Annotated in this window: 20 protein-coding genes and 3 pseudogenes; 20 read left to right on the top strand and 3 right to left on the bottom strand. The window is 69.4% G+C overall.

Annotated elements, in window-relative coordinates; all coding sequences use genetic code 11:
• Positions 1 to 26: 26 nt before the first annotated feature.
• The 17 genes from EP26_RS33245 (at position 27) to EP26_RS16090 (ending at position 18,930) form a co-directional block, all read left to right on the top strand.
• On the top strand, positions 27 to 560 hold the full coding sequence (locus EP26_RS33245) for a lytic transglycosylase domain-containing protein (protein ID WP_157033576.1): 534 nt from the start codon (positions 27 to 29) through the stop codon (positions 558 to 560).
• 13 nt (positions 561 to 573) lie between these two features.
• Positions 574 to 774 (top strand): hypothetical protein, encoded by a 201-nt coding sequence (locus tag EP26_RS16155; RefSeq protein WP_043339931.1) that lies wholly within the window; start codon positions 574 to 576, stop codon positions 772 to 774.
• 2 nt (positions 775 to 776) lie between these two features.
• Complete coding sequence (locus EP26_RS16150; RefSeq protein WP_052389260.1) at positions 777 to 1,091, top strand: type IV secretion system protein VirB3; 315 nt, start codon at positions 777 to 779, stop codon at positions 1,089 to 1,091.
• A complete protein-coding gene (locus EP26_RS16145) occupies positions 1,084 to 3,612 on the top strand; it encodes a VirB4 family type IV secretion/conjugal transfer ATPase (protein WP_043339928.1) in 2,529 nt (842 codons plus the stop codon). Before EP26_RS16150 ends, EP26_RS16145 begins: the two co-directional genes overlap by 8 nt.
• Positions 3,609 to 4,352 (top strand): type IV secretion system protein, encoded by a 744-nt coding sequence (locus EP26_RS16140; protein WP_043339925.1) that lies wholly within the window; start codon positions 3,609 to 3,611, stop codon positions 4,350 to 4,352. Before EP26_RS16145 ends, EP26_RS16140 begins: the two co-directional genes overlap by 4 nt.
• A gap of 396 nt (positions 4,353 to 4,748) precedes the next feature.
• Positions 4,749 to 5,807 carry a type IV secretion system protein gene (locus EP26_RS16135; protein ID WP_157033575.1) on the top strand — a complete coding sequence of 353 codons (1,059 nt, stop codon included), beginning with the start codon at positions 4,749 to 4,751 and terminating at the stop codon, positions 5,805 to 5,807.
• Positions 5,808 to 5,823: 16 nt separating this feature from the next.
• Positions 5,824 to 5,991, top strand: a complete 168-nt coding sequence (locus tag EP26_RS34895; RefSeq protein WP_157033574.1) for a hypothetical protein — start codon at positions 5,824 to 5,826, stop codon at positions 5,989 to 5,991.
• Complete coding sequence (locus tag EP26_RS16130; RefSeq protein ID WP_043339921.1) at positions 5,988 to 6,743, top strand: VirB8/TrbF family protein; 756 nt, start codon at positions 5,988 to 5,990, stop codon at positions 6,741 to 6,743. The genes EP26_RS34895 and EP26_RS16130 overlap by 4 nt, the downstream gene beginning before the upstream one ends.
• A gap of 2 nt (positions 6,744 to 6,745) precedes the next feature.
• Positions 6,746 to 7,744: a TrbG/VirB9 family P-type conjugative transfer protein gene (locus EP26_RS32055; protein ID WP_157033573.1), complete on the top strand. Its 999-nt coding sequence runs from the start codon at positions 6,746 to 6,748 to the stop codon at positions 7,742 to 7,744.
• A complete protein-coding gene (locus EP26_RS16120) occupies positions 7,744 to 8,850 on the top strand; it encodes a TrbI/VirB10 family protein (protein ID WP_043339919.1) in 1,107 nt (368 codons plus the stop codon). Before EP26_RS32055 ends, EP26_RS16120 begins: the two co-directional genes overlap by 1 nt.
• The gene (locus EP26_RS16115) at positions 8,850 to 9,854 is read left to right on the top strand and encodes an ATPase, T2SS/T4P/T4SS family (RefSeq protein WP_043339917.1); all 1,005 of its coding nucleotides are present in this window, start codon (positions 8,850 to 8,852) and stop codon (positions 9,852 to 9,854) included. The genes EP26_RS16120 and EP26_RS16115 overlap by 1 nt, the downstream gene beginning before the upstream one ends.
• Complete coding sequence (locus tag EP26_RS16110) at positions 9,851 to 11,707, top strand: type IV secretory system conjugative DNA transfer family protein (RefSeq protein WP_043339914.1); 1,857 nt, start codon at positions 9,851 to 9,853, stop codon at positions 11,705 to 11,707. Before EP26_RS16115 ends, EP26_RS16110 begins: the two co-directional genes overlap by 4 nt.
• Positions 11,704 to 12,018, top strand: coding sequence for a hypothetical protein (locus tag EP26_RS16105; protein ID WP_043339913.1), 315 nt, complete (start codon positions 11,704 to 11,706; stop codon positions 12,016 to 12,018). The genes EP26_RS16110 and EP26_RS16105 overlap by 4 nt, the downstream gene beginning before the upstream one ends.
• Positions 12,019 to 12,024: 6 nt before the next feature.
• Positions 12,025 to 16,599: a MobF family relaxase gene (gene mobF, locus EP26_RS32050; RefSeq protein WP_052389258.1), complete on the top strand. Its 4,575-nt coding sequence runs from the start codon at positions 12,025 to 12,027 to the stop codon at positions 16,597 to 16,599.
• A 541-nt stretch (positions 16,600 to 17,140) separates the two neighbouring features.
• A complete protein-coding gene (locus tag EP26_RS34890; RefSeq protein WP_157033572.1) occupies positions 17,141 to 17,602 on the top strand; it encodes a hypothetical protein in 462 nt (153 codons plus the stop codon).
• 75 nt (positions 17,603 to 17,677) lie between these two features.
• Positions 17,678 to 18,457, top strand: coding sequence for a hypothetical protein (locus EP26_RS16095; RefSeq protein ID WP_043339911.1), 780 nt, complete (start codon positions 17,678 to 17,680; stop codon positions 18,455 to 18,457).
• Entirely contained in the window at positions 18,454 to 18,930 is a 477-nt protein-coding gene (locus EP26_RS16090) for a hypothetical protein (RefSeq protein ID WP_157033571.1), read from the top strand. The genes EP26_RS16095 and EP26_RS16090 overlap by 4 nt, the downstream gene beginning before the upstream one ends.
• 644 nt (positions 18,931 to 19,574) lie before the next feature.
• Here EP26_RS16090 and EP26_RS34885 read toward each other — a convergent pair.
• Positions 19,575 to 19,739: a hypothetical protein gene (locus tag EP26_RS34885; protein ID WP_157033570.1), complete on the bottom strand. Its 165-nt coding sequence runs from the start codon at positions 19,737 to 19,739 to the stop codon at positions 19,575 to 19,577.
• A gap of 583 nt (positions 19,740 to 20,322) precedes the next feature.
• Here EP26_RS34885 and EP26_RS16085 point away from each other — a divergent pair.
• Both EP26_RS16085 and EP26_RS16080 read left to right on the top strand, forming a co-directional pair.
• A complete protein-coding gene (locus tag EP26_RS16085; RefSeq protein WP_169747417.1) occupies positions 20,323 to 22,602 on the top strand; it encodes a glycosyltransferase in 2,280 nt (759 codons plus the stop codon).
• Between the two features lie 10 nt (positions 22,603 to 22,612).
• Positions 22,613 to 23,794 (top strand): glycosyltransferase, encoded by a 1,182-nt coding sequence (locus tag EP26_RS16080; protein ID WP_169747416.1) that lies wholly within the window; start codon positions 22,613 to 22,615, stop codon positions 23,792 to 23,794.
• Positions 23,795 to 23,803: 9 nt separating this feature from the next.
• Here the strand turns inward: EP26_RS16080 and EP26_RS33240 are convergent.
• Together EP26_RS33240 and EP26_RS36815 are read right to left on the bottom strand one after the other, a co-directional pair.
• Positions 23,804 to 24,184 (bottom strand): annotated as a pseudogene (locus EP26_RS33240) (transposase); the annotation flags it as partial.
• A pseudogene (locus tag EP26_RS36815) lies at positions 24,176 to 24,331 on the bottom strand (transposase); the annotation flags it as partial. The pseudogenes EP26_RS33240 and EP26_RS36815, both read right to left, overlap by 9 nt.
• A gap of 54 nt (positions 24,332 to 24,385) precedes the next feature.
• Between EP26_RS36815 and EP26_RS36270 the strand changes: the two are divergent.
• Positions 24,386 to 24,673: pseudogene (locus EP26_RS36270) on the top strand (IS66 family transposase); the annotation flags it as partial.

The raw sequence follows: 24,673 nt of genomic DNA, 5'->3' as shown, positions 1-24,673 counted from the left end.
GCCCTGGCCAGCAGCGAGTTACAGCAGTGAGCCCTACCCTCACCCTCGCTGCCATCCACGCGCTGGCCACAGCCTGCGCTCCCAGTGTCGCGCCTGAGACCGTGGCCGCCATTGCACGCGCTGAGAGCGGCCAGCGCATTCTCGCCATCCGTGCCAATGGCGCAGGCGGTGGCGCCATCCTGCCCACGACCCGGCACGAGGCAATCGAACGCGCTCATGCCCTGCTCCGCGAGGGCCGCTCCATCGACCTCGGCCTGATGCAGATCAACAGCCGCAATCTCGGCTGGCTCGGCCTCTCGATCGAGGACGCCTTCGACCCCTGCCGCAACATCGCCGCCGGGGCACGCGTGCTCACCAGCTTCAGTGGCTACAACACCGGCCACCCGCAGCGCGGCTTCACCAATGGTTATGTCGCTCGCGTCCTCGCTGCGAGCGTCAGCAACGCCGCGCAGGCTCCGGCGCCAGCCGCGACGCTGCCCCTCAATCCGCCCCCGCCTCGTCCCCCAACCCTCTCCCTCGGCCGAACGGTCTCGGGGCGGACGCTGACCTACGGCCGCTAACAGGAGCACTGCCATGCAGTCCTTCATTCTCGGCGTCCTGACTTTCATCCGCGGCGGCTGGGGCGTCAGCCTGATCACCCTGGCGGTGATCTGCTGCTTCCTCGCTGCCGCTGCCCAGTTGCTGCCGCCACGCGTCGGCTTCGTTGCCTTCGCCAGCGAGCTGATGGCCTGGCTCGCCTCCTTCCTGATCACCTCCTACATGCAGGCGGTCTGACCATGGTCGGCCCGGGACGCGACACGCTGTTCCTCGCCTGCACCAGACCGGCCATGCGTATGGGCCTGCCGATGGAGGCCTGGTACCTGCTGGTCTTCGGCACCGGCATCGGCGGCATGTATCTCGGCCACCCGCTCTACTGGCTGCTCGGCGGCCTCGCCTACCTGCCGCTGCGAGCGGTCAGCAACCGGAACCCGAACTTCTTCCGCGAGTGGCGGGTATGGCTGGACACCAAGGCCGCTGTTGCCGACGGCGTTCTGTGGTCCCTTCCGTCTGGCCGGCCGCTCTGTGCACTGCAGGATCAGTCGGATGCGTAAGCCCCGCGCCGAGCTCGCCTATTGGGTGCCAATCGAGGACACCTTGTCCCCAGCTGCTCGCCTGCTGCGCGGTGGCCATGTCTACGCCGCTTTCGAGGCAGACGGGCTGCAGGGCGACACCGCCGACCAGGCCAGCGTCCGCCGCTGCCATGCCGACATCAACACAGTGCTGCGCAACCTCCGCGACAGCCGCTTGGTCCTCAAAGTGACCCTGATCCGCAGCCACGCCGACCCGACCACTTGGCCGCACCAGCGCTGCACCATCCCCTTCATCGAGGATGTGCTGCATGCCTACCGCGACCGGCTGCTGGATCGGCGGCTGTACGACAACCGGCTCTTTATCACTATGGAGTACCGCGCCGCTGGAACCGGCACGGGTGGCTCCGGCACCGAGCAGACCATCCAGGAGCGCCTCGACCTGCTGGAGCGCGCCTGCACGCTGCTGCAGACGTCGCTGGCCGACTACGGCCTGCGCCGCCTCGGCTTGGTCGAGCGCGTCGTACCGGGCGGCCGACAGGTGTTCGACGAGATGCTGGAGGCCGCGGCACTCATCGCCACCGGCCTCTGGCGACCGATCGGCATGACCCGCGGGCGCCCCGGCGACATCGCGCTGGCCGAGGACGTTGTGCTGCACCACGAGCACCTCGAAATCCGCAGCCCCGGTAGCACCACCTACGCTGCCGTTGTAACCTTCAAGGAGTACCCCGCCCGGACCTACCCAGGCATCCTGAACGGCCTGCTGGCTGCGCCCTTCCGGTTCTCGCTGGTGCACAGCTTCCGCTTTATGGAGCCGGCCGAGGGTCAGGCGGTGATCACCCGCAAGCAAAACAAGATGGTCTGGGCCAACGACAAGGCGGCCAGCCAGATCGCCGGCCTCTCGCTGGCCGCCGACCAGTTGCAATCGGGCGACTTCGTCATGGGCGAGCACGCCATGACACTCTGCGTCTTCGCCGACCGCGCCGGCACCGGCTCGGCCCTGTACGACCGCCTCCTCGCCCGGGCCCAGGAGGCGGTAGCCCGCACCGGCCTGCCCGCCTATGCCCTCGACGTATTCGACGGCGCGGTGCAGGCCGCCATCGGCCGGCCCGACAGCAACCCGCTCTCCGACGTGGTCAACGCCGCCTGGAAGCTGCTCGGCTCGACCGGCTGCACCGTGGCCCGCGAGAGCCGGGCTTTAATGGGGGCGTGGCTCTCCATGCTGCCCGGCAACGACCGGCTGCACCCGCGGTCCGGCGCGATCACCAGCCTCAACTTCGCAGGCTTCAACCCCCTGCTCGGCTATGCCCGCGGCCCGGCGCTGAGCCGCTGGGGCGAGCCGATCGCCATCACCGTCTCGCCTGGAGGAACGCCCTACAACTATCATTGGTATGACGGCACCGGCGACAGCGCGGTGGGCAATACTCTGATCACTGGCTGGACCGGCTCGGGCAAGACCGGCACCATGGGCTTTCTGCTACTATGCACCGTCGCCCGGGTCTGGGAGCGCGGCGGCGGCTGGATCGGCCTCGATCATAAGCGCGGCTGGAATGCCCTCACCCTGGCCATGGGTGGGTCCTACAGCATCCTAGGCGACGGCGAGCCGGCCTTCGCGCCGATGAAGGCGCTGGCGAATACGCCGCGCAGCCGCGAGTTCCTCAACACCCTGCTGCGCGGCTGCATCCTGCAGGGGGGCGAGTACGCGATCACGCCAGAGGAGGAGTACCGGCTGGCGCTCGGTATCGAGACCGTCATGGACAACCCGCCGGAGCACCGTTGGATCCGCGAGGTGCAGGCCTTTCTCGGCAACCACCCGGACGGCGCCGGGGCCCGGCTGCGCAAGTGGTGCTGGGGCGAGGAACTCGGTTGGGTGCTCGATGCCCCAGTTGATCGCGTCGATATGAGCCGCGACATCAACGGGTTCGACACGACCCGGCTGTTGGCCAACGAGCGGGCCCGCGGGCCGGCGATGTTCACCCTGTTCTTCCGGGTCGAGCAGCGCCTCGACGGCAGCCCGCTGCTGATTACCGTGGACGAGGGCTGGTACGTGTTGCTGGAGAGCACGGTCTTCGCGCCGGCGATGGAGAAGATCAGCCGGACCATCCGCAGCAAGAACGGCGTGCTGGTCTTCATCACGCAGTCGCCCGGCGATCCGGTGCGGGCCGGCATGGGCGCGGCGCTGGTCGAGCAGTTCCCCAACCAAATGCACTTCTCGAACCCGAAAGCCCGGCGGGAGGACTACCGCGCGCTCTCGCTGACCGACGGTGAGTTCGACGCGCTGATGGGCCTGCAAAAGGGTACCGGCGCCTTTCTGCTGCACAAGGGTATCCACAGCAGCATCCAGTGCGTGCCGCTGGCCGGGCTTGATGATGCCCTCGCCATCCTCTCCGTCTCGGAGGCCAACCTCGAGGCGATCGACGGCATGGCGGAGGCAGACCGAGCCGACCCGATCCGCTTCCAGGCCGAGTTCCACCGCCGCCGCAAGGCCATCGCCGCCCGGCATAGCCGGGAGCGGCAGCGCCTTTCCCAGGAGGAGATGTCATGAAGCGCCTCATCCTCGCCAGCGCTGCCACCGCGGCGCTCTGCCTCGTCCCTGGTCGGGCGGAGGCGCAGGTCGCGGTGGCCTGCGTGACCTGCCCGACCGAGGTGCAGGAAGCGCTGCGCTTTGGCAAGCAGTTGGCCGAATATGCCAACCATCTGCGCGAGTTGCAGGCGATCTACGCCCAGGCGAACGCCACCTACCAAGCCTTCACCAACATCCGCGACCTCGGCTCGGCAGTGGGCGCTCTGCAGATGGTCGGCATCAGCAATCCGCTGCCGATCAACCCCTATGCCGTGCAGTCGCTGATGAATGGCTCCGGCGGCACCCAGGGCATGATCGGCCAGATCGGCAACCTGTTCACCACCAACAGCCAGAACCTCGCGGTCTACCAGTGCAACAGCGGTGCCTGGATCTGCGGCGCCATGGAGCGGTTCCGCAACGGGGCCGCCGGCACCCAGGCCGCCTCGATGCAGCTCTACACCTCGGCGGCCGATCGGGCGCCGCAAATCACCGCCCTACAGGCGCAGATCGCCGCGGCGCGCACGCCCGCCGAGCGCGAGGCCCTGACCGCCCAGCTCACGGCCGCCAACGCGCAGTCCAGCAACCAGCTGGTCCAGGCGATCGCGGTGCAGACCTTTGGCCAGCAGCAGATCGCCATGCGCGAGCAGCAGGGTACTGAGCGCCTGCAGCAGAGCATCGACGAGGAGCTGCAGCGGCTCCGCGCCCGGGGCTATGCCCGATGATCCCGAGCGGGCTCACTCTCACGGTCCTGGCAATCGCCGCGTTGCCAGCCGCAGCACAGTCCCCGTCCCCGTCGGCAACCTGGTTCGCCGACAACCCCGGACCGCGCAATCGCATTCTCGATCTTTGCCGCGAGCATCCAGGGCCGGCCGAGCATGACGATCGCTGCAAGGCAGCTTTTGAGGGGGCCGGCATCGCCGCGTCGCGTGAAGTGACCCGGAATTTGGGCGATCGGACGCCACCCACCTCGCTGAAGTACTGGCTTGACCGCCCGGAAGAGCGCAGGCGGCACCTCATAACCTGCAGCCGTATACCACCAACCATGCCGCGGCTGTGGTGCCCAGAAGCTGAGGCGGCCGACCGCGAGGCCCAAGAAGCCGAGCGACGCGCCGAGCAGCGTGCGCAACAGCCCAGTCCGCAGCTTCGGTCTCCCCGACCGCCCGGGAGGACGTAAAATGGATCTTCCCATTTTCGCCATGCTGTTTGATGGAATTGGGCCACCGATCATCCAGGCCGTCGACGCCATGGTAGCTGCGCTGCAGGGCTGGATGCGGCCCATCCTGGTCTCGGGTGTGGTGCTCTATGCCGTCGGCCGGATGATTTGGGCAACGTTGCGCGGAGACGGCAACCCGTTCGGCGACAGCCTCGCCATCATGATCTCGGGTTCGATCTTCATTTATGCCGCGACCACAGCTGCCGGCCTTGGGCCACAGGCGCGCAACCTGCTGCTCAGTGGAGTATCCGACGAAATCGGCCGTCTACTCCTAGGCGTCATTGCGGGACAACAGCTTGGCGCTAATCTCTTCGACGATGCCTTGGCTCGTGCCTGGGCGGCTGGACTCGACGTCTACAACAAGCTGCCGACCTTCTCGCTAAAGGCCTGGGCGCTTGCCGTCCTGGTGGTCTTCTACTGGATCTTCGCCTTCGGCTGCGTCGCGGTGGCCTTCTTCATCTGGCTGACCGCCTTCGTCATGGTGGCACTGCTGGTGGGCTTCTGGCCACTCGGCGTTGGCCTGTTTGCATTCCCCTGGACCCGTGGCCTCGCCTGGGGCTGGCTCCGCTCGACCCTTGCCAACGTCCTGCTGCAGATCCTGCTCATCGCCGTACTGGCAGTGCTCCTTGAGGCTATTAGGCGCATCCTGGGTTTGGTGGCGGCCAACCTTCAGAACGAGATCACCAATGTCGGGCGTCTGCTTTTGTCCGGCATCGTCTTCGGCCTGCTGGCCTGGTTGGCCAAGCAGCTTCCGGGTCTCGCCGCCACCTGGGCGCATGGCTTCACCGGCTTCGGCCAGATGACCTTTAGCCGCCTGCCGAGCTTTGGTAGCCCATCAACGGCACCGCCGCAGCTTTCGCCGCACGCTGGCACGCCGGATCTGACCTCGCCCGGCGCGCCGCAGCTACTGCCGGTGCCGCACCCCGTGCCCCGGTCCACGCCGCCCGGCCAGTCGCTCGGATAGTCGGAGGGACACCGCCATGCGTCTCGTCATCGCCCTTGTCGCCGTCTTTGTCCTCACCGCCTGCAGCACCGGGCCCGCGGCCCTGCCGAAGCCCGACGGCCAGGTGTTCCGCCTTAATGCCGACCGCTGGCCCACGACGGTGAACGATCTCCCGGCGGTGCCTGCCAGGACCGCCGCGCGATGAGCGCCGTTCAGTTCCTCGCCCGTCGGGCCGTGGGCGATCCCGTCCTGGCAGCCGACCGAGACGCGCATGTCGCCGCCGGGCAGGACCGCGCCGCCGCCATCGCCGAGACCAACCGCGCCATCCGCCGCACCGGGCTCTGGGTCGGCGGCATTGGCGCCCTGGTCGGCCTGCTCGGCATCACCGGCATGGTGGTCCTGGCGCAGACCCTCGCCGGCGGCCCGGAGCGGGTCTTCCTCGAGCGCGACCCGCGCACCGGCGAGCTCGCCCAATTGCCGCGGCCGCTGGAAGCAGCCGCCCGGTTCACCGATGCCACCGTTCGGCAGCACCTGCGCATGGTGCTCGACCATTGCGAGGCCTACCTCTACCCGACCTACCTGCTCAATGCCCGGCGCTGCCAGCTCTTCCTCACGCCGCAGCAGCAGGCGGTGCATGCCCGCGAAGTCGAGCAGACCAACCCGGACAGCCCGATCGCCCGCTACGGTCGCGACGGCTCGGTCTCGGTCGCCGACCGAGTGACCTATGAGCAGGTCGCCGCCGCACGCGACGGCACGCAGGTCTGGGGCATGCGCTACGTCAAGGTCTTTGCCCGGCCAGGCCGGCCCATCGAGTGCCTGCCCTGGACCACGGTGGTGACCTTCCGCTGGCGGCCCGACCTGCGCATGGCCGACGAGCACCGGGTCATCAACCTCGGCGGCCTGCAGATCAGCGACCGCCGCAGCGGCCCCGATCCCGTCCGCAAGCCCGAGTGCTGACCATGCGCCCGATCGCCCCTGCCCTGATGGTCGCCACCGCTCTCGCCGCCTCGGCCCTGGCCCAGGGTGACCCGAATACGCCGGCGGTCGCCGGCCCCAACCCCAACATGCGTATCGTGCCCTACCACCCGCATGCCCGGGTCCAGGTCATCGGCAATATCGGCCGCCCCACCGTGATCACCTTCCGCCCCGGCGAGGAGGTGATCCGGGTGATGATCGGCGACGGCGGCGACGGTGCCGAGCAGTCTTGGGAGGGGCCGAGCCCACAGGAGGTGCAGGAGAGCCCGCTCGAGAATATCGTCTACCTCTACCCGCGCCGCCCCGGCTACACCGCCATCGCCATCATCACCCGCTCGCCCAAGGGCCAGCGGGCCTACCAGCTGGGAGCCCTGGCGCGCGGCGTGCCGCCCTGTGGCCGCCTGGCCTGCGACGATCCAGAGGCCACCTATGGGTTGACCTTCACCTATCCAGACGATGAGCGGGCCGAGCACGAGGCCGCTGCCAGGGCAGCCGCCGAGGCCCGGCGCGCCCAGTGGGAGGCCGAGGCGCCGCTGCGCCAAGCCCGGGCCGAGGCGCTGCAGACCGCAGGTATGCGTGCCCGGCTCGAGACCGACGCCTTCGCCGGCGGCGCCTGCCGCAACTGGCAGTATGAGGCCGAGGCCAACGATGCCGGCCGCCAGCGCATCCTCCCCGACGCGGTGTCCGACAACGGCCAGGAGACGGTCTTCGTCTTCCGCGGCAACCGCGAGCTGCCCGCATTTTACCGCCTCGCTGCCGACGGAGTGACCGAGGTGCCGGTCTTTCCGGTGCTGCGCGGCCCGGAGACGGTGACCCTCCAAGCGGTCGCGCCGCAGTTCCGGCTGCGGCTCGGCCAGGCGGTGGTGCATGTCTACAACCGCCACCTGCTGCCGCCGGACTGCGTCGCCCAGACCGGCACCGTCAGCCCCGACGTAGCGCGCGTGCTCCGCCGCCCGGCCCTGGCCCGCGAGGCGCCGCGCTGATGGCGGAGGAGCGCGACATCCCGACCCGGCTCGGCCGCTTCGGGCGCCCGGTCCGCTCCGGCCTCGGCGTCGCCGGACTGCTGGTGACCGGCGCAGCGGTGGTCGCCTTCGCGCTCCGGAGCGAGTTGAGCCCCGCGGTCAATCCGTCGCAGACCGAGGCCGGCGCGGACACCATCACGCCCGGCGCCGCGATTACCCAGCCCACCCTGCCTGCCGTGCAGCCGGCCGTTATGGCCTTGCCGCAGCCGGGCCCGGCCGCGCCAGTCATGCCCGCCAACAATGCCCTGCTGCCGCAGGGCAATGCCCAGGGGCCGCGCCGCGTCACCAGCTTCGCTGCCAAGGCACAGCAGACCGGTCAGTCTGCTCAGCCCCCGCCCTCGCCTGGGGGAGCACCCCCCTCGGCCAGCGGGGCGCCTGCCGCAGCGAGTCTTGCCACCGGCGTCGGTCGGCCGGAGGCGACCAGCGTCGCCTTTGCCGCAGGCGCGATGCCGGGCCTGCGCGCCGGCCCGGCAATCGACCTGACCTTCGTCATGCCGCCCGGCCTCTACCGCCTGGTGCTGGCGGCGCCGATCAACAGCGAGCGCGGCGGCAGCTTCTTCGGCATCCTGCCCGAGGCCATCCGCTCCCCTGCCGGCGTGGTCCTCATGGAGCGCGGCAGTCGCCTCTGGGGCACCTACAAGAGCGAGGTCGGACCCGGTCAGGAGCGCATCGTCTCCGCCGCCGCCTGGGGCCTCACCCCGCAGGGCGTGCCGGTGCCACTCGGCGACGCCGTGGTGGCCGACGGCACCGGCCGGGCCGGCATGCCGGGCACGGTCAACACCCATTTCTGGGCTCGCTTCGGCGGCGCCATCACCCTGATGGTCACCCAGGGTGCCTTCCAGGCTGCCAGCGCCGCGCTGCAGGCTTCGCTCACCCGCGGCAGCGGCAACTTTTACGTCAACCTCAACACCGCCAGCCTCGATGCGGCGCTCGCTGCGACGCTACGCAACACCCTCAACATCCAGAACACCGTGGACGTGCCGGCCGGGACGGAGATCGCCTTCATGCTCAACCAGCCGATCAGCTTCGCCGATGCCTACCGCCTCGCGCCGACGGGAGCGCGATGATGGACCCCCTCCCCATCCCCGGCGTGCTGACGCTGCGCCGCCTGCTCGAGCCCTTCGCCGCCGCCATGGCGCTCGACGACACCCGCGAGATCGTCGTCACCCAGCCTGGCAGCTTCGGGGTCGAGGGCGACCAGGGCTGGACCTGGCACGGCGACGCGCGGCTGACCTATCGCTGGCTCGACGCGCTCGGCCGCTTGGCCGGCCGGATGACCCACCAGGACCTGTCCAGCGCCGCCCCGGCCTGTTCCTCCCGCCTGCCGGACGGCCAACGCATCACGGTCAACCTGCCGCCGATGATGCCAGAGGGGGTGATCCAGCTGACCATCCGCCAGCGGGCCAGGAGCTTCGATCCCAGCCTCGACTGGCTGGCGGCCCGCGGCTGGTTCCGCTGGACCCGCGGCACGACCCATGGCGGCGCGCCGTTCCACCCGGCCGAGGGTTGGGCCGCCTGGCTGCGCGCCAAGGTCCGCGGCCGGGCCAATATCGTCCTGCTCGGCAGCATCGGCTCGTCCAAGACCACCGGGGCCGAGGCGCTGATCAAGGAGATCCCCGACTGGGAGCGCCTTGGCACCCTCGAAAGCACGCCGGAATGGGAGCTCGACCGGCGCAACTGGGCACCCATCCGTTATGCCCAGGAACAGCGCCCCGGTATCGGCCTGCCCAGCGCCGAGGCGGCACTCGAAATGGCGCTCCGCATGCGGCTCGATCGCGTGCTGTTCGGCGAGCTGCGCAATGCTGAGGCCTGGGCCTGGCTGCGCTCGCTGCAGACCGGCCTGCGCGGCGCCATCGCCACGGCACACCGCCACCAAGGCTTCGAGGGACTGTTCCGTGCCCTGCACCCGATGATCCGCCAGTCGCCGCACTCGGCAGCGATGGACGAGGCGACGCTGCGGGCGATGCTCCACGCCAATATCGACGTCGTGCTGCACTGCGCCCGAGTGGACGAGGCTAATGAGGGCGTGCCCTACCGCTGCCTGCATGTCGAGGACGTGCGGGCGCCATGAGCACCGCCCGCAAGGCCCTGGCCGAGGCCGCGCTCGGCACCGCCATCATCGCCGCGGCCTGGACCGCCGGCGCCTCTTCGGCCTTTCTCGCCGTTACCGGCCTGTGGAGTCATCCGCAGATGCCTGCCACCGATTATCTCTGGGGCTGGTGGCGCTACCTGCCCCATGCCGGGCGCAACACCACCGTCACCCTCGGCCTCGTTCTCAGCGCCGGCGCTGTCGCCGTGCCGCTGCTCAGCCTCGCCACCTTGGTCGCGCGCTGGCGCTGGCGCAGCCTCGGCGGCCTGCGCGGCGTCGGGCAGCGGCTCGGCCAGATCCGCCGGGCCAGCAGCAACAACCACGGCCAGGCCGACTGGATGGCGGAGGCGCGGATCAGCAGCCTGTTCCCTCCGGTCCCCCATCCCGAGATCGCCGGTGTGGTGGTGGGGGAGCGGAGCCGCGATGACCTGACGCCGCAGCACGCCCTGACCTTCGACCCGCGTGACCCCACCACCTGGGGCAGCCAGGGTCGCGGGCCGCTGATGTTCGACCACTGCGAGCGCGGCACCACCCACTCGCTGATCATTGGCGGTGGCGGCACCTACAAGTCCACCACCCTGACCACCACCCTGCTGCACTGGCGACCGAGCGCAGTCATCCTCGACCCCGCCCGCGAGCTCCATGCCAAGCTGGGCCAGGCGCTCGCCGAGGCTGGCAAGACCGTCCTCCGACTCGATCTCGGCGCCGCCGGGCCGAACGTGCTCGACGCCATCGACCTCGCAACCCCCGAGGGCCGGCTGATGGCGGACAGCCGGCTGCGCAGCGTCGCCAGCCGGGTGATCGGGCCGATGCCCAGGGACGACAGCGGCAATGCCGGCCGCTTTAAGCGCTGGGGCCGGGCCATCGTCCTTGCCCTGCTGGCCGACCTGGTTCACCGCGACGATATCCCCGCCGCCGCCAAGACCCTGCGCCAGCTTCGCTGCGGCCTCGACGTGCCGAGCGAGCGGCTGCGCGACCGGCTGCGTGGTGTGTACGAACGCTCCTCCTCCGGTCTGGCCCGCAGCATGGCGGCCAATGTCATGGACCTGCCGGACGAGACCTGGGGTGGTGCCGTGGGCAATGCCATGGACGACACCGAGTGGCTGGCGACCGAGGCCTATGCCAACCTCGTCTCCGGCGGCGCCCTGCGGATGCGCGACATCGTGCGGGGGCGGCATGCGATCTTCGTGCAGATCCCGCAGGAGGTTCTCCAGGTCACCCCGAGCCTGGCCCGCGTCCTCATCGGCGGGCTGCTTGATGCCGTGCTGGCCCAGCAAGGCAGGGTGGTCGGCCGGGTTGGCTTCTTTATCGACGAGGCGGTGCTGCTCGGCCCCGAACCCTCGCTCAAGCTGGCCCGCGACCAGGGCCGCAAATCCAAGGTCACCCTGCAGCTGTTCTACCAGAGCGAGGGGCAGATCGAGGATGTCTGGGGCAAGGCGCAGCGGGATGCCTGGTTCGATGGCGTCAGCTTCCGCAGCTATACCCGGGTGCAGACCGTCACCACCGCGAAGGACCTCGTCACCACGCTCGGCACCTATGGCGCCAAGGCCGAGAGTCGGAGCAACAGCGCCGGCAGCAGTGGGCGGCCGCTGGAATGGGCCTCCCGCCAGCGCGGCGACAGTGCCCAGGAAAGCGAGCTGGCGCGCGAGCTGATGAAGCCGCACGAGCTGCTGCAAGAGCTGCGCGCCAACGAGCGCATCACCATCGTCGCCAACGACCGTCCCATCCGCCACCTCAGCGCCATCGACTTCTGCCGGCCCGAGATCGCCGCCCGCCTCGGCCAAACCGACTACCAGACGCGCTTTGCCGGCGAGGACCTGGAGCACGCCACATGAACGACCTGCACCGCCTGCTCGAGGAGGGTGTCGGCGTGATCCACGCGGTACGGACCGAGCAGGCGGGGCAGCGCCGGGAGCTCGCCTCCCTGGAGCAGGCGGTCGCCGCGCTGACCGCGGTGATCGGCGAGCTGGTGGCCGCCCGCCGCGCCGACCAGGAGGTGCTGCAGCGCATCCTGGAGGCCTGCACCCGCGAGGCGAGCGGTGAGTTGCAGGAGGCAATTCGGCAGATGGCGACGGCGATCGCCACCATGGGCGGGGACGTGCGGGCTATCCTGGCCGCGGTGGGGCCGCGGCCACTGCCGGGCTAGCCGGGCATGGTCTGCACCTACCGCACCTTCGCGCCCGGTGCCCGGCAGGAGGCGGCCGCCTTTGCGGCGCACCTGCTGGAAAAGACCTTGGCCGCCGAGCGCATGGCGCAGGCGGTCTACTACACCCAGGGGCAGGCGCCGCCAACAGACCGGGCGGATGCCATGGGTTCGATCCCACTGGTCCGCGCCGACCTCGATCCTGCCCTTGCTGCGGCGCTCGGCCTCCGGCCGAACGCCGTACTCGAGCCGGATCATCTGGCCCAGGTGCTGGGCGGCCGGCGGGCGGACGGGGAGGAGATCGGGCACCAAAGCAACCAGCACCATAACATTCGCACTTACGAGAATGCCGAAGGACACGCCGTCCGGCACCGCGTCGCCGGCCTGGACCTGACCTTCTCAGCACCCAAGAGCCTCTCGGTTGCCTGGGCCATGGCCGCGACTGATGCCGAGCGCTGGTCGCTGCTGCAGGCGCACCGTGACGCGGTCACCGACGCCCTGCACTATGTCGAGCATGAGACCGCGCGTGCGGGGTTCGGCGACGGCCATCGCCAGGGCGGGCATGAGCCTGGCCGACTGGCCTGGATCACCATCGAGCACTTCACTGCCCGCCCGACGGTCGAGATCACCCGGCCCGACCCGCAGACCGGGGTGGTCGGGACCGAACTCTATGCCGTGCAGGCCGGCGATCGGGTGCGGGGCGACCCGCAGCTGCACACCCACACGATCCTGCCAAACATCATGGTGACGGAGAGCGGCCGGCTGGTGGCGGTCAACCGTGACGGCCTCGCCGGCCGGATCCACGAGTTCGGCGCCGTCTACCATGCGATGCTGGCGACCCACCTCCGCCGGCTCGGCGTCGAGGTCGTGCTGTGCGAGCGCACCCTGACCGCCCGCCTGCCGGCCATTCCCGCGGCGGTATGCGAGGCCTTCTCGCACCGCAGCCAGAACGGCGCCGCCGCGGCGCGGGCCTTTGCCGCCGAGGCCGGGCTGGATTGGGATAGCCTGGACGCCGAGCGCAAGGTGGCGCTGCTCAAGTCCGGCACCCAGAACCACAAGCTGCCGAAGGACTTCGCCCTCACCCCGGAGGGCCAGGCCTTCGGGCGAGCCGCCCGGCGGGACGACCTGGCCGACTTCGCCGCATGGGCAGCGCAAGCCGACCGCCTCGGCTTTCGCCATGAGACCGTCATCACCGCCGCGCCGGCCGAGCCCGAGGCGGACGCCGCCGAAAGGGCCAAGGCCGGATGGTGGGCCGCGCTGCCGGTGCTGGAGCGCGAGCTGGATGCCCGGGCGGTGGTCAAGGTCGCTGACGCCCGCATCGCCGCCGCGCGCGGGCTGATCGCCTCCGGCGCAGCCGAGACGGCGGATGTCGATCGGGTGCTGGTGCGGCTGGCCAGCCAGGGTGTGCGGCAGCAGGGTCGCTGGACCGAGGTGCTGGCGCCGGCCGGCACCAGTAACCCGCAGGCCCGCCTCACGACCGGACTACACCGCGACCAGGAGGCGGAGGTGATCCGCCTGGTCCGGGCCGCGGCGCAGGACCTGCGCTTTGCCCTCACGCCGGAGACGCTGCGGGCGGTCACCGCCGGGCAGGACTTCAGCACCGCGATCGGCCGCGAGCAAAAACGGGCGATCGGCAAGGTCGGCGTCGGCGGTGCCGTCTCGGTGTTCATTGGCGTCGGCGGCAGCGGCAAGACCACCCGGGTCCTGCCACCGCTGGTCGCCGCCTACCGGCAGCAGGGCCGCGAGGTCTGGGGCACGGCTCAGGCCTGGGAGCAGGCGAACCGCCTGGCCGAGGCCGGCATCGAGTTGCGGCGGACATTTGCCATCAAGCCCTTCCTGGACGGGCTACGCGCGGGGGCGGACCGGCCACTGCCGATGCAGCCCGGCGCCGTCGTGATCGTGGATGAATTCAGCCAGATCGGCACGCGGGAGTTGCTGGGCCTGCTACGGGCGCAGCAGCGGCACGGCTTCAAGCTGATCCTGACCGGCGACGAGCGGCAGGCCCAGAGCATCGAGGCCGGGCCGATCATCGCCCTGCTGGCCGAGGCGCTGGGGCCACGCGAGATCCCCGAGATCCTCACCATCATGCGGCAGGCAACCGCGCGGGAGCAGCAGATCGCCGCCCTGTTCCGCGGTGAGCGCGGCGACGGGCCGGTCGAGCGGCTGGCCGCGGTCACCCGCGCGATCGGGATGAAGCGCGAGGATGGCACCGCCGAGCTGGTTCCCGGTGGCCGAGAGGAGGTCATCCGCCGCGCGGCCGAGGCGTTCATGGCGGCCTCTGGCCGAGCGGGGCACGACGCCGACTACCGGGTCACGGTCTCGGCGCCGACCAACGCCGACGCGCACGAGATCAGCCTGGCGATCCGCGCGCTACGGCGTGAGGCAGGCCAGGTCGGGCCGGACCTGATCGTGGTCGATGCCTTGGATGGTGCTGGCCGGCAGTACCCGATGGCGCTCGCCGCCGGCGATCGCATCCGGCTCTACCGGCGCACCCATGCCCGGTTCCGCGGCGCCCAAGGGGTTGAGCGCAGCGCCATCGCCGGCAACAACGGCACCGTGCTGACGCTGCGCCGGGTGGTGGACGAGCCGGTCCGCCGCGGCAAGCGGGTTGAGCGCCGCGCCGGGCTGGAGATGGTGACGCCCGGCGGCAAGTTGGGGTTCATCGCCTGGGAGGCACTACGGGCGCGGGGCTCGACCCGCCTGCAGATCGCCTATGGCGATTGCAAGACGATTGACAGCAGCCAAGGACTGACCTCGGACGAGCACATTCATGCCCTGCCGGGTGGCTCGCGCGCGGTGCAGGGCTTCAAGAACTATGTCGCCGCCAGCCGCCACCGGGTCCGCTCGCTGCTGCTGAGCAGCGCCGGCGCCGAACTGCGCCAGGTGGACGAGGCGCGGCCGGCTGGCGTGCCAGCACCGACGGACTGGATCAACCGCGAGCGCGAGGCTTGGGACAACCTGATCGGCAACATTGCCCGCCAGCCGGTGAAAGAGACCGCGCGGCAGCTGCTGGCGAGCGCGGTGCAGGACAGCCGGCAGTCCATCCGCATGCTGCAGCGCTACCTGCGCGCCGCCGAGGCGCGCCAGCGGTCGGGCCTGGCGCCGACCACGCTGCGGGACAATCTCGACCAAGCCCAGGCGGCGCGGCAGCTCGCGCTCACGCTGGGTGCAGCGGCGCACGAAGTGCGCGCCGCAGCCCAGGCGGTGCAGGGTGCCGCCGCACCCGGACCGCGGCCGACACCTGAATCCGATATCAGGCTGCCACACCCGGCACGCCCACGAACCCGCATCGGGCTCAGTGAGATCGAGGCGCAGCAGCAGTTCGCCGACGCTCTGCGCTCGGCTGGGCTTCGCCTGCAGGGCCTGCCCATCATGGATGGCCAGCGCCACTACGCGCCGGTCGAGGGCAACCGCGGCCGACAGAAGTCCGGCGCCTATATGGGCTTCTACGACAGCGGCCTGCCGAACGGCATCGTCTGGAACTACAAGGCCGGCACCCGCCTGACCTGGAAGGCCACGGGTGCTGCCGTCCCGCTCTCGCCGGCGGAGCACCGCCGCCTGGCCGAGCAGGCCGCGGCAGCCCGGGCGGCGAACCTTGCCGCACAGCAGGCCCGCGAGGCGGCCGCGGCACAACGCACGGCTTGGCTGTTGGAAGGCACCCGCCCGGCGACGCCGGCCAATGCCTATTTGCGCCGCAAGGGCATCATCGAGGTCCCGCCCGGCCTGCGCGAGGACCTGCTGGGTAACCTGGTCATCCCGCTGCGTGACCCCGCCGGCCGCTTGCGGAACATGCAGACCATCCTGGCCCGACCACCGCGCGAGGGCACCGATAAGCTCTACCAGGAGGGCGCCCAGAAGAGCGGCACCGGCTTCCTGATTGGCACGCTGCAGCCGGGTGCGCCGCTCGGCATCGCCGAGGGTTTCGCCACCGCCTGGAGCGCCCAGGCGGCCTCCGGCCTGCCCGTGGTCATGGCGCTCGACACCAGCAACCTGAAGCCGCTTGCCGAGGCCATCCGCCAGATCGAGCCGGACCGAGCGCTGGTGTTCTTTGCTGACAACGACCACCACCTGCCGGCACGGCCGGCGCCGCTGCCGAATGCCGGCCTGGAGAAGGCCAGGGCGGCCGCCGAGGCGGTCGGCAACGCCGTGGTGGTCGCGCCGCCGCTGGACACGGAGCGGCACGCCGCCGGTCAGGGCACCGACTGGAATGATCACCACCGGACACACGGGCTGGCAGCGACCCGCGACGCCATCGCGGCCGTGTTGCGCAGCGGTGCCGCCCAGGCGGCGGCCGGTCATGGTCCGGATCAGGATGTGCCGGAGGGGCCGGCGCAGGCGCAGCGGGCACGCCAGGACCAGGGCCCGCCCAGGGAGCCTTCGATGACCGACAGCAGAATCCACAAGGCCAAGGCGGCGATCCGTAAGGATCAGCAGCGCGAGGTGGATGTCTGGCGTGACCGCGAGGCGGCGGGCCGAGCCGCCCGGCAGGCCGAGCCGCCACACGGGACCCAGAGTGTCGCCAGCCCGGACAACAGCCCCATCGCCAAGGCCAGCACCGGGCTGCGTCAGGCGCCGGGCGCTTGACCGGCGTGACCAGGCGTCATGCAGTCCCTGGCGGATCCGGGTAGCAGCCTCGGCGGGCGAGCCGAGGAAGACCTCCTCCTCGCCAACGCGGAGGCGGACGATGGCAACCACCGCACCGCGCCGTGCGCGGTCCCGCACCGTGACGAGGATCTCCGAGCAGGTCGCTGCCGACACAGGCGTGCCGTGTTGGACGCTGTGCATCACGCCAAGGCCGCTGGCGCCGGTCTCGGGATCGAGGCGATGCCACGGGGTGGTGATCATCAGTGCCTCCAGGACGGCGCGACGCAGGTGATTCTTTCCGCCCTCTCCGCCCTATGGCGCTGGCCTTCCGTGCCGCTGCAGGGTGTTGCGAGGCATCACTTGGTCTGTCGGAACTCATCACGCGTGCGTCGGAACTCATCACGCGTGCAGCTTGTCGCATTTCGGTGCGGCACGCGTGCGCGGCACGTGGGTTTTACGTGCTTCCGGCGTGCGCAAGCGTGCGCGGCCACATGCGCATCATCGTGCGCCCGAGGCCGAAGCGGGCCGAAGAGGCAGCGCTATGCCGGCTGACGACACAGATCCCCTGCTGCACCGCATGCGCGAGCATGTCCGAGCCGGCGGATCCGGACGGTCCAAGCTGTCCGCTTGGATGGCCGAACGCGAGGACGAGATCGCTGAGATGATCGGGACCTATGGGGCTGCTTGGGATGGCTGGGCAGCGGGCTTCATTGCTGCCGGATTGATGACGGCACCCAAGGGCTGGGGAGCCGAGGGGCCAGATGGTATCCGGGCACGTCGCCGAGCCGCAGGTGCCGCACGCATGGCGTGGCAGCGACTTCGCCAGCGCAAAGCGGCGGCACCGCGGTCATCGGCACAGCAAGACATGCCTCAGGCGACGCGACGCAACCCCTCACCGGTTGGGAGCGGCAACGGCATGCAGCGACTGCTGGCGCGGGACGAGGACGCCGCCAAGCGGCGGCTGGCAGCACTGGACCGGGAAATGCGGGAGCGCAGCCGCTGACCGGAGGCCCCCATACCAGCACGTGAGATGGCCGGGACTGACTAGGCAGATTGCTGACCAGCATAGGAGGCGACGATGGCAAGCGAACAAAGAGTCACCCGGCAAGTGACGCCCAGCAAGAAGCTTGTGGTGCGCTTCGGCCGCGGCCGGCTAGGTGGAACCACATACCTCGACGCCCTTGCCCAGCGCGCCATGCAGGCTGGGCGAGAGGTAATTCTGGTCGATGCGGATGTGCGCAACCCGTCGCTATCGAAACTGTACCCGAATGCCCGGGTGCCGGCTGGCGGGTCACCGGAAGAATTTGCCGAGATGATGGCCGAGGTCTTGGGCGAGCTCGCTGATTACCCAGGTCCGGTCTCGCTGTTGGTTGACATCGGCGGCGGCCAGGATCGGGCCATGGCTGAGTTTATCCGCGATCTGAACTTGGTCGGGTTCTGCGACGAGAGCGGGGTGCAGGCGGTGGCAGCCTACATGCTCGGGCCGCATCCGGACGACTTGGCGCATGCGTTGTCGGTGCGCGATGCTGGGCTGCTGGACGGCGGCGACACGATCCTGGTGTTGAGTGAGGCGGTGGTCAAGCGGGGGCAGACCCCGGAGACGGCCTTTGCCCCGCTGCGCCGCGAGCCGGCTTTCATTGCTTGGGTGGAAGACGGGGCGCTGCCAGTACCGGTGCGCAACCTCGCCTGTTTGGAAAAGGTCCGTGGCCTTGGCCTCGGCCTTGGCGACGCCATGGCGGGCAAACGCAGCGATGGCGGCAAACCCCTCGGCCCGGTGGAGCGGTTCCAAATCAGGGACTGGTTCCGCGGCTTTGAGGCGCGCCACACCGAGGCCGAAGCATTGGACTTGTTGCCGTGAGTGGCGTGACCGCTGAGCAGGTTGCAGCGCTCTGCGACGCAGCGGGGATGGACGAGGGCGATCCGCTGCGCGCCAGCATGGTGGGCCTTGCCCGCTCAGCTGAGGACCTCCACGCCGCGGCAGACCGGATCGGCCGCGAGGCGGCCGGGCGCGCTGCCAGTGCCGCCGTGGCCGAGTGCCGGTTGCAAATGGCGCGCGTAGCCCGCGAGGTGTCCTGGATCCGCCGGCTGGCGGTGGCCGGGCTGGTGCTGCTGGCGGCCGGCGGCGGCTGGTGGGCCGGGCAGCGCCTGCCGCAGCCCACGCCACTCGGGCGGTTGACGCCGGCGCAAGCCGAGACGCTGCGCTGGAACGACCTCGGTGCCCTGCTGGAGAGCTGCCAGCGCGGCGTCCCGCAGGGTGACCGGGATTGGTGCGGCTTCACCCGTGGCTGGTGGCTATCGCCGCCGCCACTGCCGAAGGGAGGCAAGGGATGAAGCGCTTGCACGATGATCCGGCGCGGCGCTGGAGCGCGGCCGGCACGATGCTTCGCAATGGCGCCGTTGCCACCCTGGCGGCTCGACGGACCATGACCATGTCCGGCCTGAGTGCGGCCAGCCCAGCTGTATCGGTGCTGGCCACGCCTCCGCGGTGGCGGTCAACGCCTGGCACGGTGTGTCCATGACGCAACCCACAGCACTGCCGCCGACCCCGCTTGCAACCGGCCGGCGTGTCAGCCGGACCGATTGGGTGACTAAACCGTGGGCAGCCTCACCGGTAGCGCGGGTACCTGGGGCGCTCTCGTCAGCGGCCACGCTGCTGGAATCGGGCCAGCGACGACGCCGTCGCTGGAGAGCAGCGGTTGGCCATTGTCACAGCGGTCCCAGGAGCCCGGCATTGAGCAATCAGTCCTGCAATTCTGGCGACGCAAGCTACCGCTTTCAGGAGGTCCGTCATCACGCCCTGCTACTCCGACCGGAAATGGTCATGGGGTAGTGCCTGCGATGGCCGCTGGCCAAACGGAGATCCGCCGTGTGCGCCGCGAGCTTGAGCGCGTGTCGGCTGGCAAAGTTGGCTGGCGCTGCGCGTTGACTGGGTGGTCCTTTGCCAGCACGGTGGTGCCCAGCTGGCGGTGGCCTGGTCACCAAAGAAGCCAGGCGATCAGCAGCGGCGACAGTAAAATCGCCGCCGCCGAGGCGCGGATGAGGAGGACGGCGAGGTGGGCGACCAGCACACCGCCCAGCCTCCCCGATTCAAGAGCGGCGTCCGGTACGGCATGGTCGGAGGCAGAGATTAGGTGGGCCACGTGTCGTCGCCTCGGCGGTTAGGCGTTCTGCCAGTGGATCATATTCAACCATATGGTTCCATTCCATCGTGTTTTTATCAAGTCGATATTATTGCAACCTACTGATGCGGAGGGCGCTGTGCGTCAGGGTGTTGCATCACCAGGCATGGTCTTTGAGGCCGAACGGCCGCAGGGCTGGGGATGGCTGGAGGCCTGACCTGTCCGGGAAGGTTGAGCAGGGGACCCGGTTCCGCCCCCGCCCCCGGCCAGGGGCATGGCTTAGTGAGATGATCGGTTGGCTACAGGCGGAGACCCATCAGCGACGATGAGGGACGCCAACCAAGCCCCATAGGATGCGTGTTGGTCAGGCCCCAGCCTGGCGTGAGTCGGCCCTTGGGTCTGCCGCTCCGTCGACACTCGTCAGGCCGGCAGCCGAGGCGCCCAGGCGTGCGGGCCGCGGCCACTGGTGCCGAGGATCGGATCATGCCGCCCTGTGGGCTTGGTGCTGGCCGTCTCACCGCCGAGCCCCGACGGAGTTAAGGTGGGAAAGCGGCTTGCCGACTGATCCCATGCATGGTTCGTAGTGGCCATGCCCCTACCTGCCGTGATCGTGGACGCGCGCTGCTTACAAGACCCCGCCTACCGTGAACGCGGTATTGGACAGCATGCCGAAAGCTTGCTGAGAAATCGTCCGTCGGGCCCCGAGACCGGGCCTCTGATCGGCGTGACGGACCCCAAGCTGCCGCCACCCCTGCCGCGCGCAGCCGCGCTGTTTGATCGGTTGGTGTCCAACGCCTATGCGGCATCGAGTCTGGGTGTTGGCGGCTGGTTCATCAACCTGTCTCCGATGACCCATGATCCGCTCTGGGTGGCGCGTTTACTAACCCGTCCTGGCCACAAGCGGGCCGCCATCATCTACGATTTTATTCCGCACGACCTGCCTGATCTTTATCTGCGCGCCGAGCCGGATCGCCTCGATTATTACTCCCGTCTGGCTTGGTTGGGATCCCACGACCTGTTTTTGCCGATCTCCCACACAACAGCGGGCCGGTTGCAGGATCTCGTCGCTGGCGCGAAGTCCCGACGCAGCGTGGTGACCGGCGTCGCGGTGCGAGGCAGCTTGCTGCCGCTCGCAGCGGCGGAACGGCCCGTCACCCCGGCGCATTTGCTCGCGGTTGCGGGGCCTGACCCGCGCAAGAATGTTGAGGCGCCGATTGTGGCGCATGCGTCCAGCGCCGCGCTCCAGCGGGCGGCCATACCGCTGCTGGTGGCGGGCGGCTACCCGGCTGATCAACAGCAGCCCTTGCGGGCGCTGCACGCTCGCCACGGTGGCCAACCGGAGCTTCTCGAGTTTTTGCCCCACCTGACCGATGCGGAGCTTCAGGCGGCCTATACGGCCGCCTTCGCCACCATCGCGCCCTCGCGCGCGGAAGGATTCTCCATCCCGGTGATCGAGGCCGGCGCCAATGGATGTCCGGTGCTGGCGGCCAATTGCGGCGCGCAGGCCGAGTTGGTGGAGGACGCCGAGGCGCTGTTTGCGCCCGACGATACGGAACGCCTGCAAGTGCTGATGGAGCGTGTGACCTTTGACAACGCCGTGCGCACAGCGCTCGCCGGCCGCCAGGCGGGCCTGTGGCGACGCTTTACCGAGGCCGAGGTCGCCGCCACATTTTGGGTCGCCTTGGCTGCGGAGCCGGCCGCCCCCGCCATTCAGCGGGGTGCCCTGGCCAGCATTGCCATGCTGTCGCCGGTGCCGCCGGACCGCAGCGGGGTTGCCAACTACACGCAGGTGATCCTGGGCCCGCTGGCGGAGCGCGCGCAGGTCACGGTGTACACCGAAGCTGAGGCGCCCCTCCTGCCCGCCTCCGTCAGAGTGGAACGGCTCAGCCCCTTAGCCCATTTGTCCGGCGATTATGACGCTGTGGTTGCCGTGATGGGCAACTCGCATTTTCACCTCAAGATTTTCCACCAGCTGCTCGAGTATGGCGGAGCCTGCATCGCGCACGACGCCCGCATGGTGCGTTTCTATGTTGAGTTGCTGGGTTATGAGCGGGCCCGCGCCGTGGCGGAACAGGAGCTGGATCGATCCGTGGCGCCGGGCGAGATCGAGGGTTGGCTGCACCACGTGCGCACATTGCCGACCTATTTGCTGTCTGAGATTGTGCAGGCGTCGTCGCAAACCTTCATGCACTCGCGCAGATCCTGCGACCTAGTTGGCCGAGCCTACGGCGCCGAGATCGGCTATCTGCCCTTCGCGGCGATGCGGCTGCCCGACCCTGGCTCGTTGCAGCTGGGCGCCCGGGCTGCCGCCCGCGCCCGTCTGCATCTCCCACCCGAGGCCTGGGTGATGGTGACCTTCGGCTTTGTCACACCCGACACGGCGCCCCACGAGCTGATCTGGGCGCTCAGCCTGCTGCGGCGCTGGAAGATCCCGGCCATCCTGGCCTTTGTGGGCGCCGTCTCAGCCCCGCTGCAACAGGAGCTCGAGGCCTTGGCACGGGAGCTGGGCCTAGCGGATGGGGTGCGGTTTCACGGCAGCGCCGATGATCCCACATGGCGAAGTTGGTTACAGGCCGCTGATGCTGCCGTGCAGTTGTGCATGCATAGGATTGGCAGCATCTCCGTCGCGGTGATGGATTGCCTCACCGCCGGGGTTCCGGTTGTCGCCAATGACGATTTGGCCGACGCCTTGGAGGCGCCGGCTGCCCTATGTTGGCGGGTGCCCGACAATGTGTCCGCCGTGCTGATTGCTGAGAGGCTCGCCGACATCGCGGAAGCCGGGCTGCTGGCAGACCGCAACGAGGGCGCGCGCGCTGCCTATGTGGTAGACCATTCGGCGGACCGGTATGTGGCGGCATTGCTGGCTGGCCTGGGTCTGGGCTGAGGATGTGACCATGCCGACAACGCCGATCGTGGCCGATGTCAGTGAACTGGCCGGCAATCCCATCCGCACCGGGATTCAACGGGTGGTGCGGGCCGTGCTGCAACACTGGCCAGGCCCGCGGCCACTTCTGCCGTGCCGCTTTGACGCCGAACGCGGTGGCTTGGTGCCGCTGCCTCCCAATGCGGTGGATCTGTTGACCGACCGCCGGGCCGGCCACGTCGCACTGTCGGTCGGCGAGATCAAGCCGCTGGTCGAGGCAGCGATCGCTGCGGGCGCAAAACAGCCCATCGACCTCGCGGGATATGACCGGATTCTGGTGCCTGAACTCTTCTTCAACCCGTCCCGGTGCCGCTTCTATCGGGATCTGCTGGAGCGCCAGCCGGAGCATGCCAGATTTCTGGTCTATGACTTCATCCCCTGGTTGCGACCCGATCTGATGTGGTTGGAGCGGACCCATGAGTTGATGCCCTATCTCACGAGCCTGACGATGGCCGGTCGTCTCGCCTTCATCAGCCAGGCGATCCAGGAGGTCTACAGTCATCGGATTCTGCGTCAGACGGATCTGATGGGCGTCGTGCTGCCCCTTGGAGCCGATGGTTTGCGCCGCAGCGACGAGGGCGACGCTGGCCTGGCGCGACAGAAGTTTCGGCCGGATCGACGTTTGTTCGTGGCGATCGGCTCCATTGATGGCCGCAAGCATCAGGACCGGATCGTGGCCGCGTTCGCGCAGTTGCGGACGGCAGGTGTGCCCGCCGAGTTGGTGGTAATTGGCGGCGCCTTTACGCAAGCCGGAGCGCAAGCGCAGGCGCGGGCCGTGGCAGACGCCGCCGCGGCGCATGCCCCAGGCATCCAGTATCTGCCGTATGCCTCCGATGCGGAGGTGGCCGCCTTGCTGGCGAACGCCCGCGCGATGCTGTACCTCAGCGAGGCGGAAGGCTATGGCTTGCCGCCCATCGAGGGTCTTGACCTCGGCATTCCTGTTATCGTGGGCGGGGACGTTCCATCAGTACATGAACTTCCGCCCTTGGGTCAGATCAGGCTCAGCGCCCTGACGGTGGAGGCGCTCAAGGCGGCGATCATACGGGTAATGGACAACCATCAGGCAGCTCAGCTTTGGGATGAGGCCGCGCAGCTGTCGCTACCCAGCTGGAGTGGCTTCGCCGAGGCAACGGCGGCGTGGATGCATCACTAGTGCAGTGACTCAAACGGATGGTGCAGGGAGCCTGGCCAGCTTGCCGAGGATGGTGTCGGCGGGCTTGGTCCAGACGAAGGGCTTGGCGGCCCTGTTGTGGTCACGGATGGTGCGGGCGATGGCGTCTTGCAGATCGGGTACGGATTTGAAGACGCCGCGTCCGATGCGCCTGCGGGTGATGGTGGAGAAGAAGCCCCCGACGGCGTTGATCCAGGATGCCGAGGTTGGCGTGCAGTGGAAAACCCAGCGGGGGTGATCGGCTAGCCATTGCCGTACCTTCGGTTGTTTATGGGTGCCATAGTTGTCGACGATGGCATGGATCACCTTGCCGACCGGGACCGCGCGTTCGACGGCATTAAGGAAGCGGACGAACTCCCTATGGGCGTACTCGGTCGAGCGGTCGCGGGCAACGGCGTGAACCCCGCGGTGGTGTCGAAGCCATTCGGCCAGCGTCGGGGCGCTCCGGTCCGGCAGCAGGTCGACAACGCGACGCCTCTCCAGGTCGACGAGAATGGTCCCGTAGGTCTTGCCCCGGCGCAGTAATTACCCACCCCCCTTGCGCAGGAGCGGGTTGGCTGATTCGATCCCCAGATGGGGCGGGACGAGCTTGAGCACCTGAGCAAGGCGGAGCTGATCGAGCTGGTGCTGCGGCTGCAGCGGCCGGAGAAGACCTCGCGCACATCCTCCAAGCCGCCGTCCACGGACCGGAAGGAGCGGCGCGAGCATGCCAAGCCTGGAGGCGCCAAGCCGGGCCATGAGGGCCACAGCCGGCCCTTGAGCGACGATGTGTCCGAGAGGGTCGCCCACCGCCCCGATGTCTGCCCGTGCTGTCGAATGGCGCTCGCGCCCGGTCTACCGACCGAAGCAGCCGGGGTCTGG

The sequence above is a fragment of the Belnapia moabensis DSM 16746 genome, from assembly GCF_000745835.1.
Taxonomy (GTDB): domain Bacteria; phylum Pseudomonadota; class Alphaproteobacteria; order Acetobacterales; family Acetobacteraceae; genus Belnapia; species Belnapia moabensis.
This window is presented reverse-complemented; position numbering and strand designations above follow the sequence as displayed.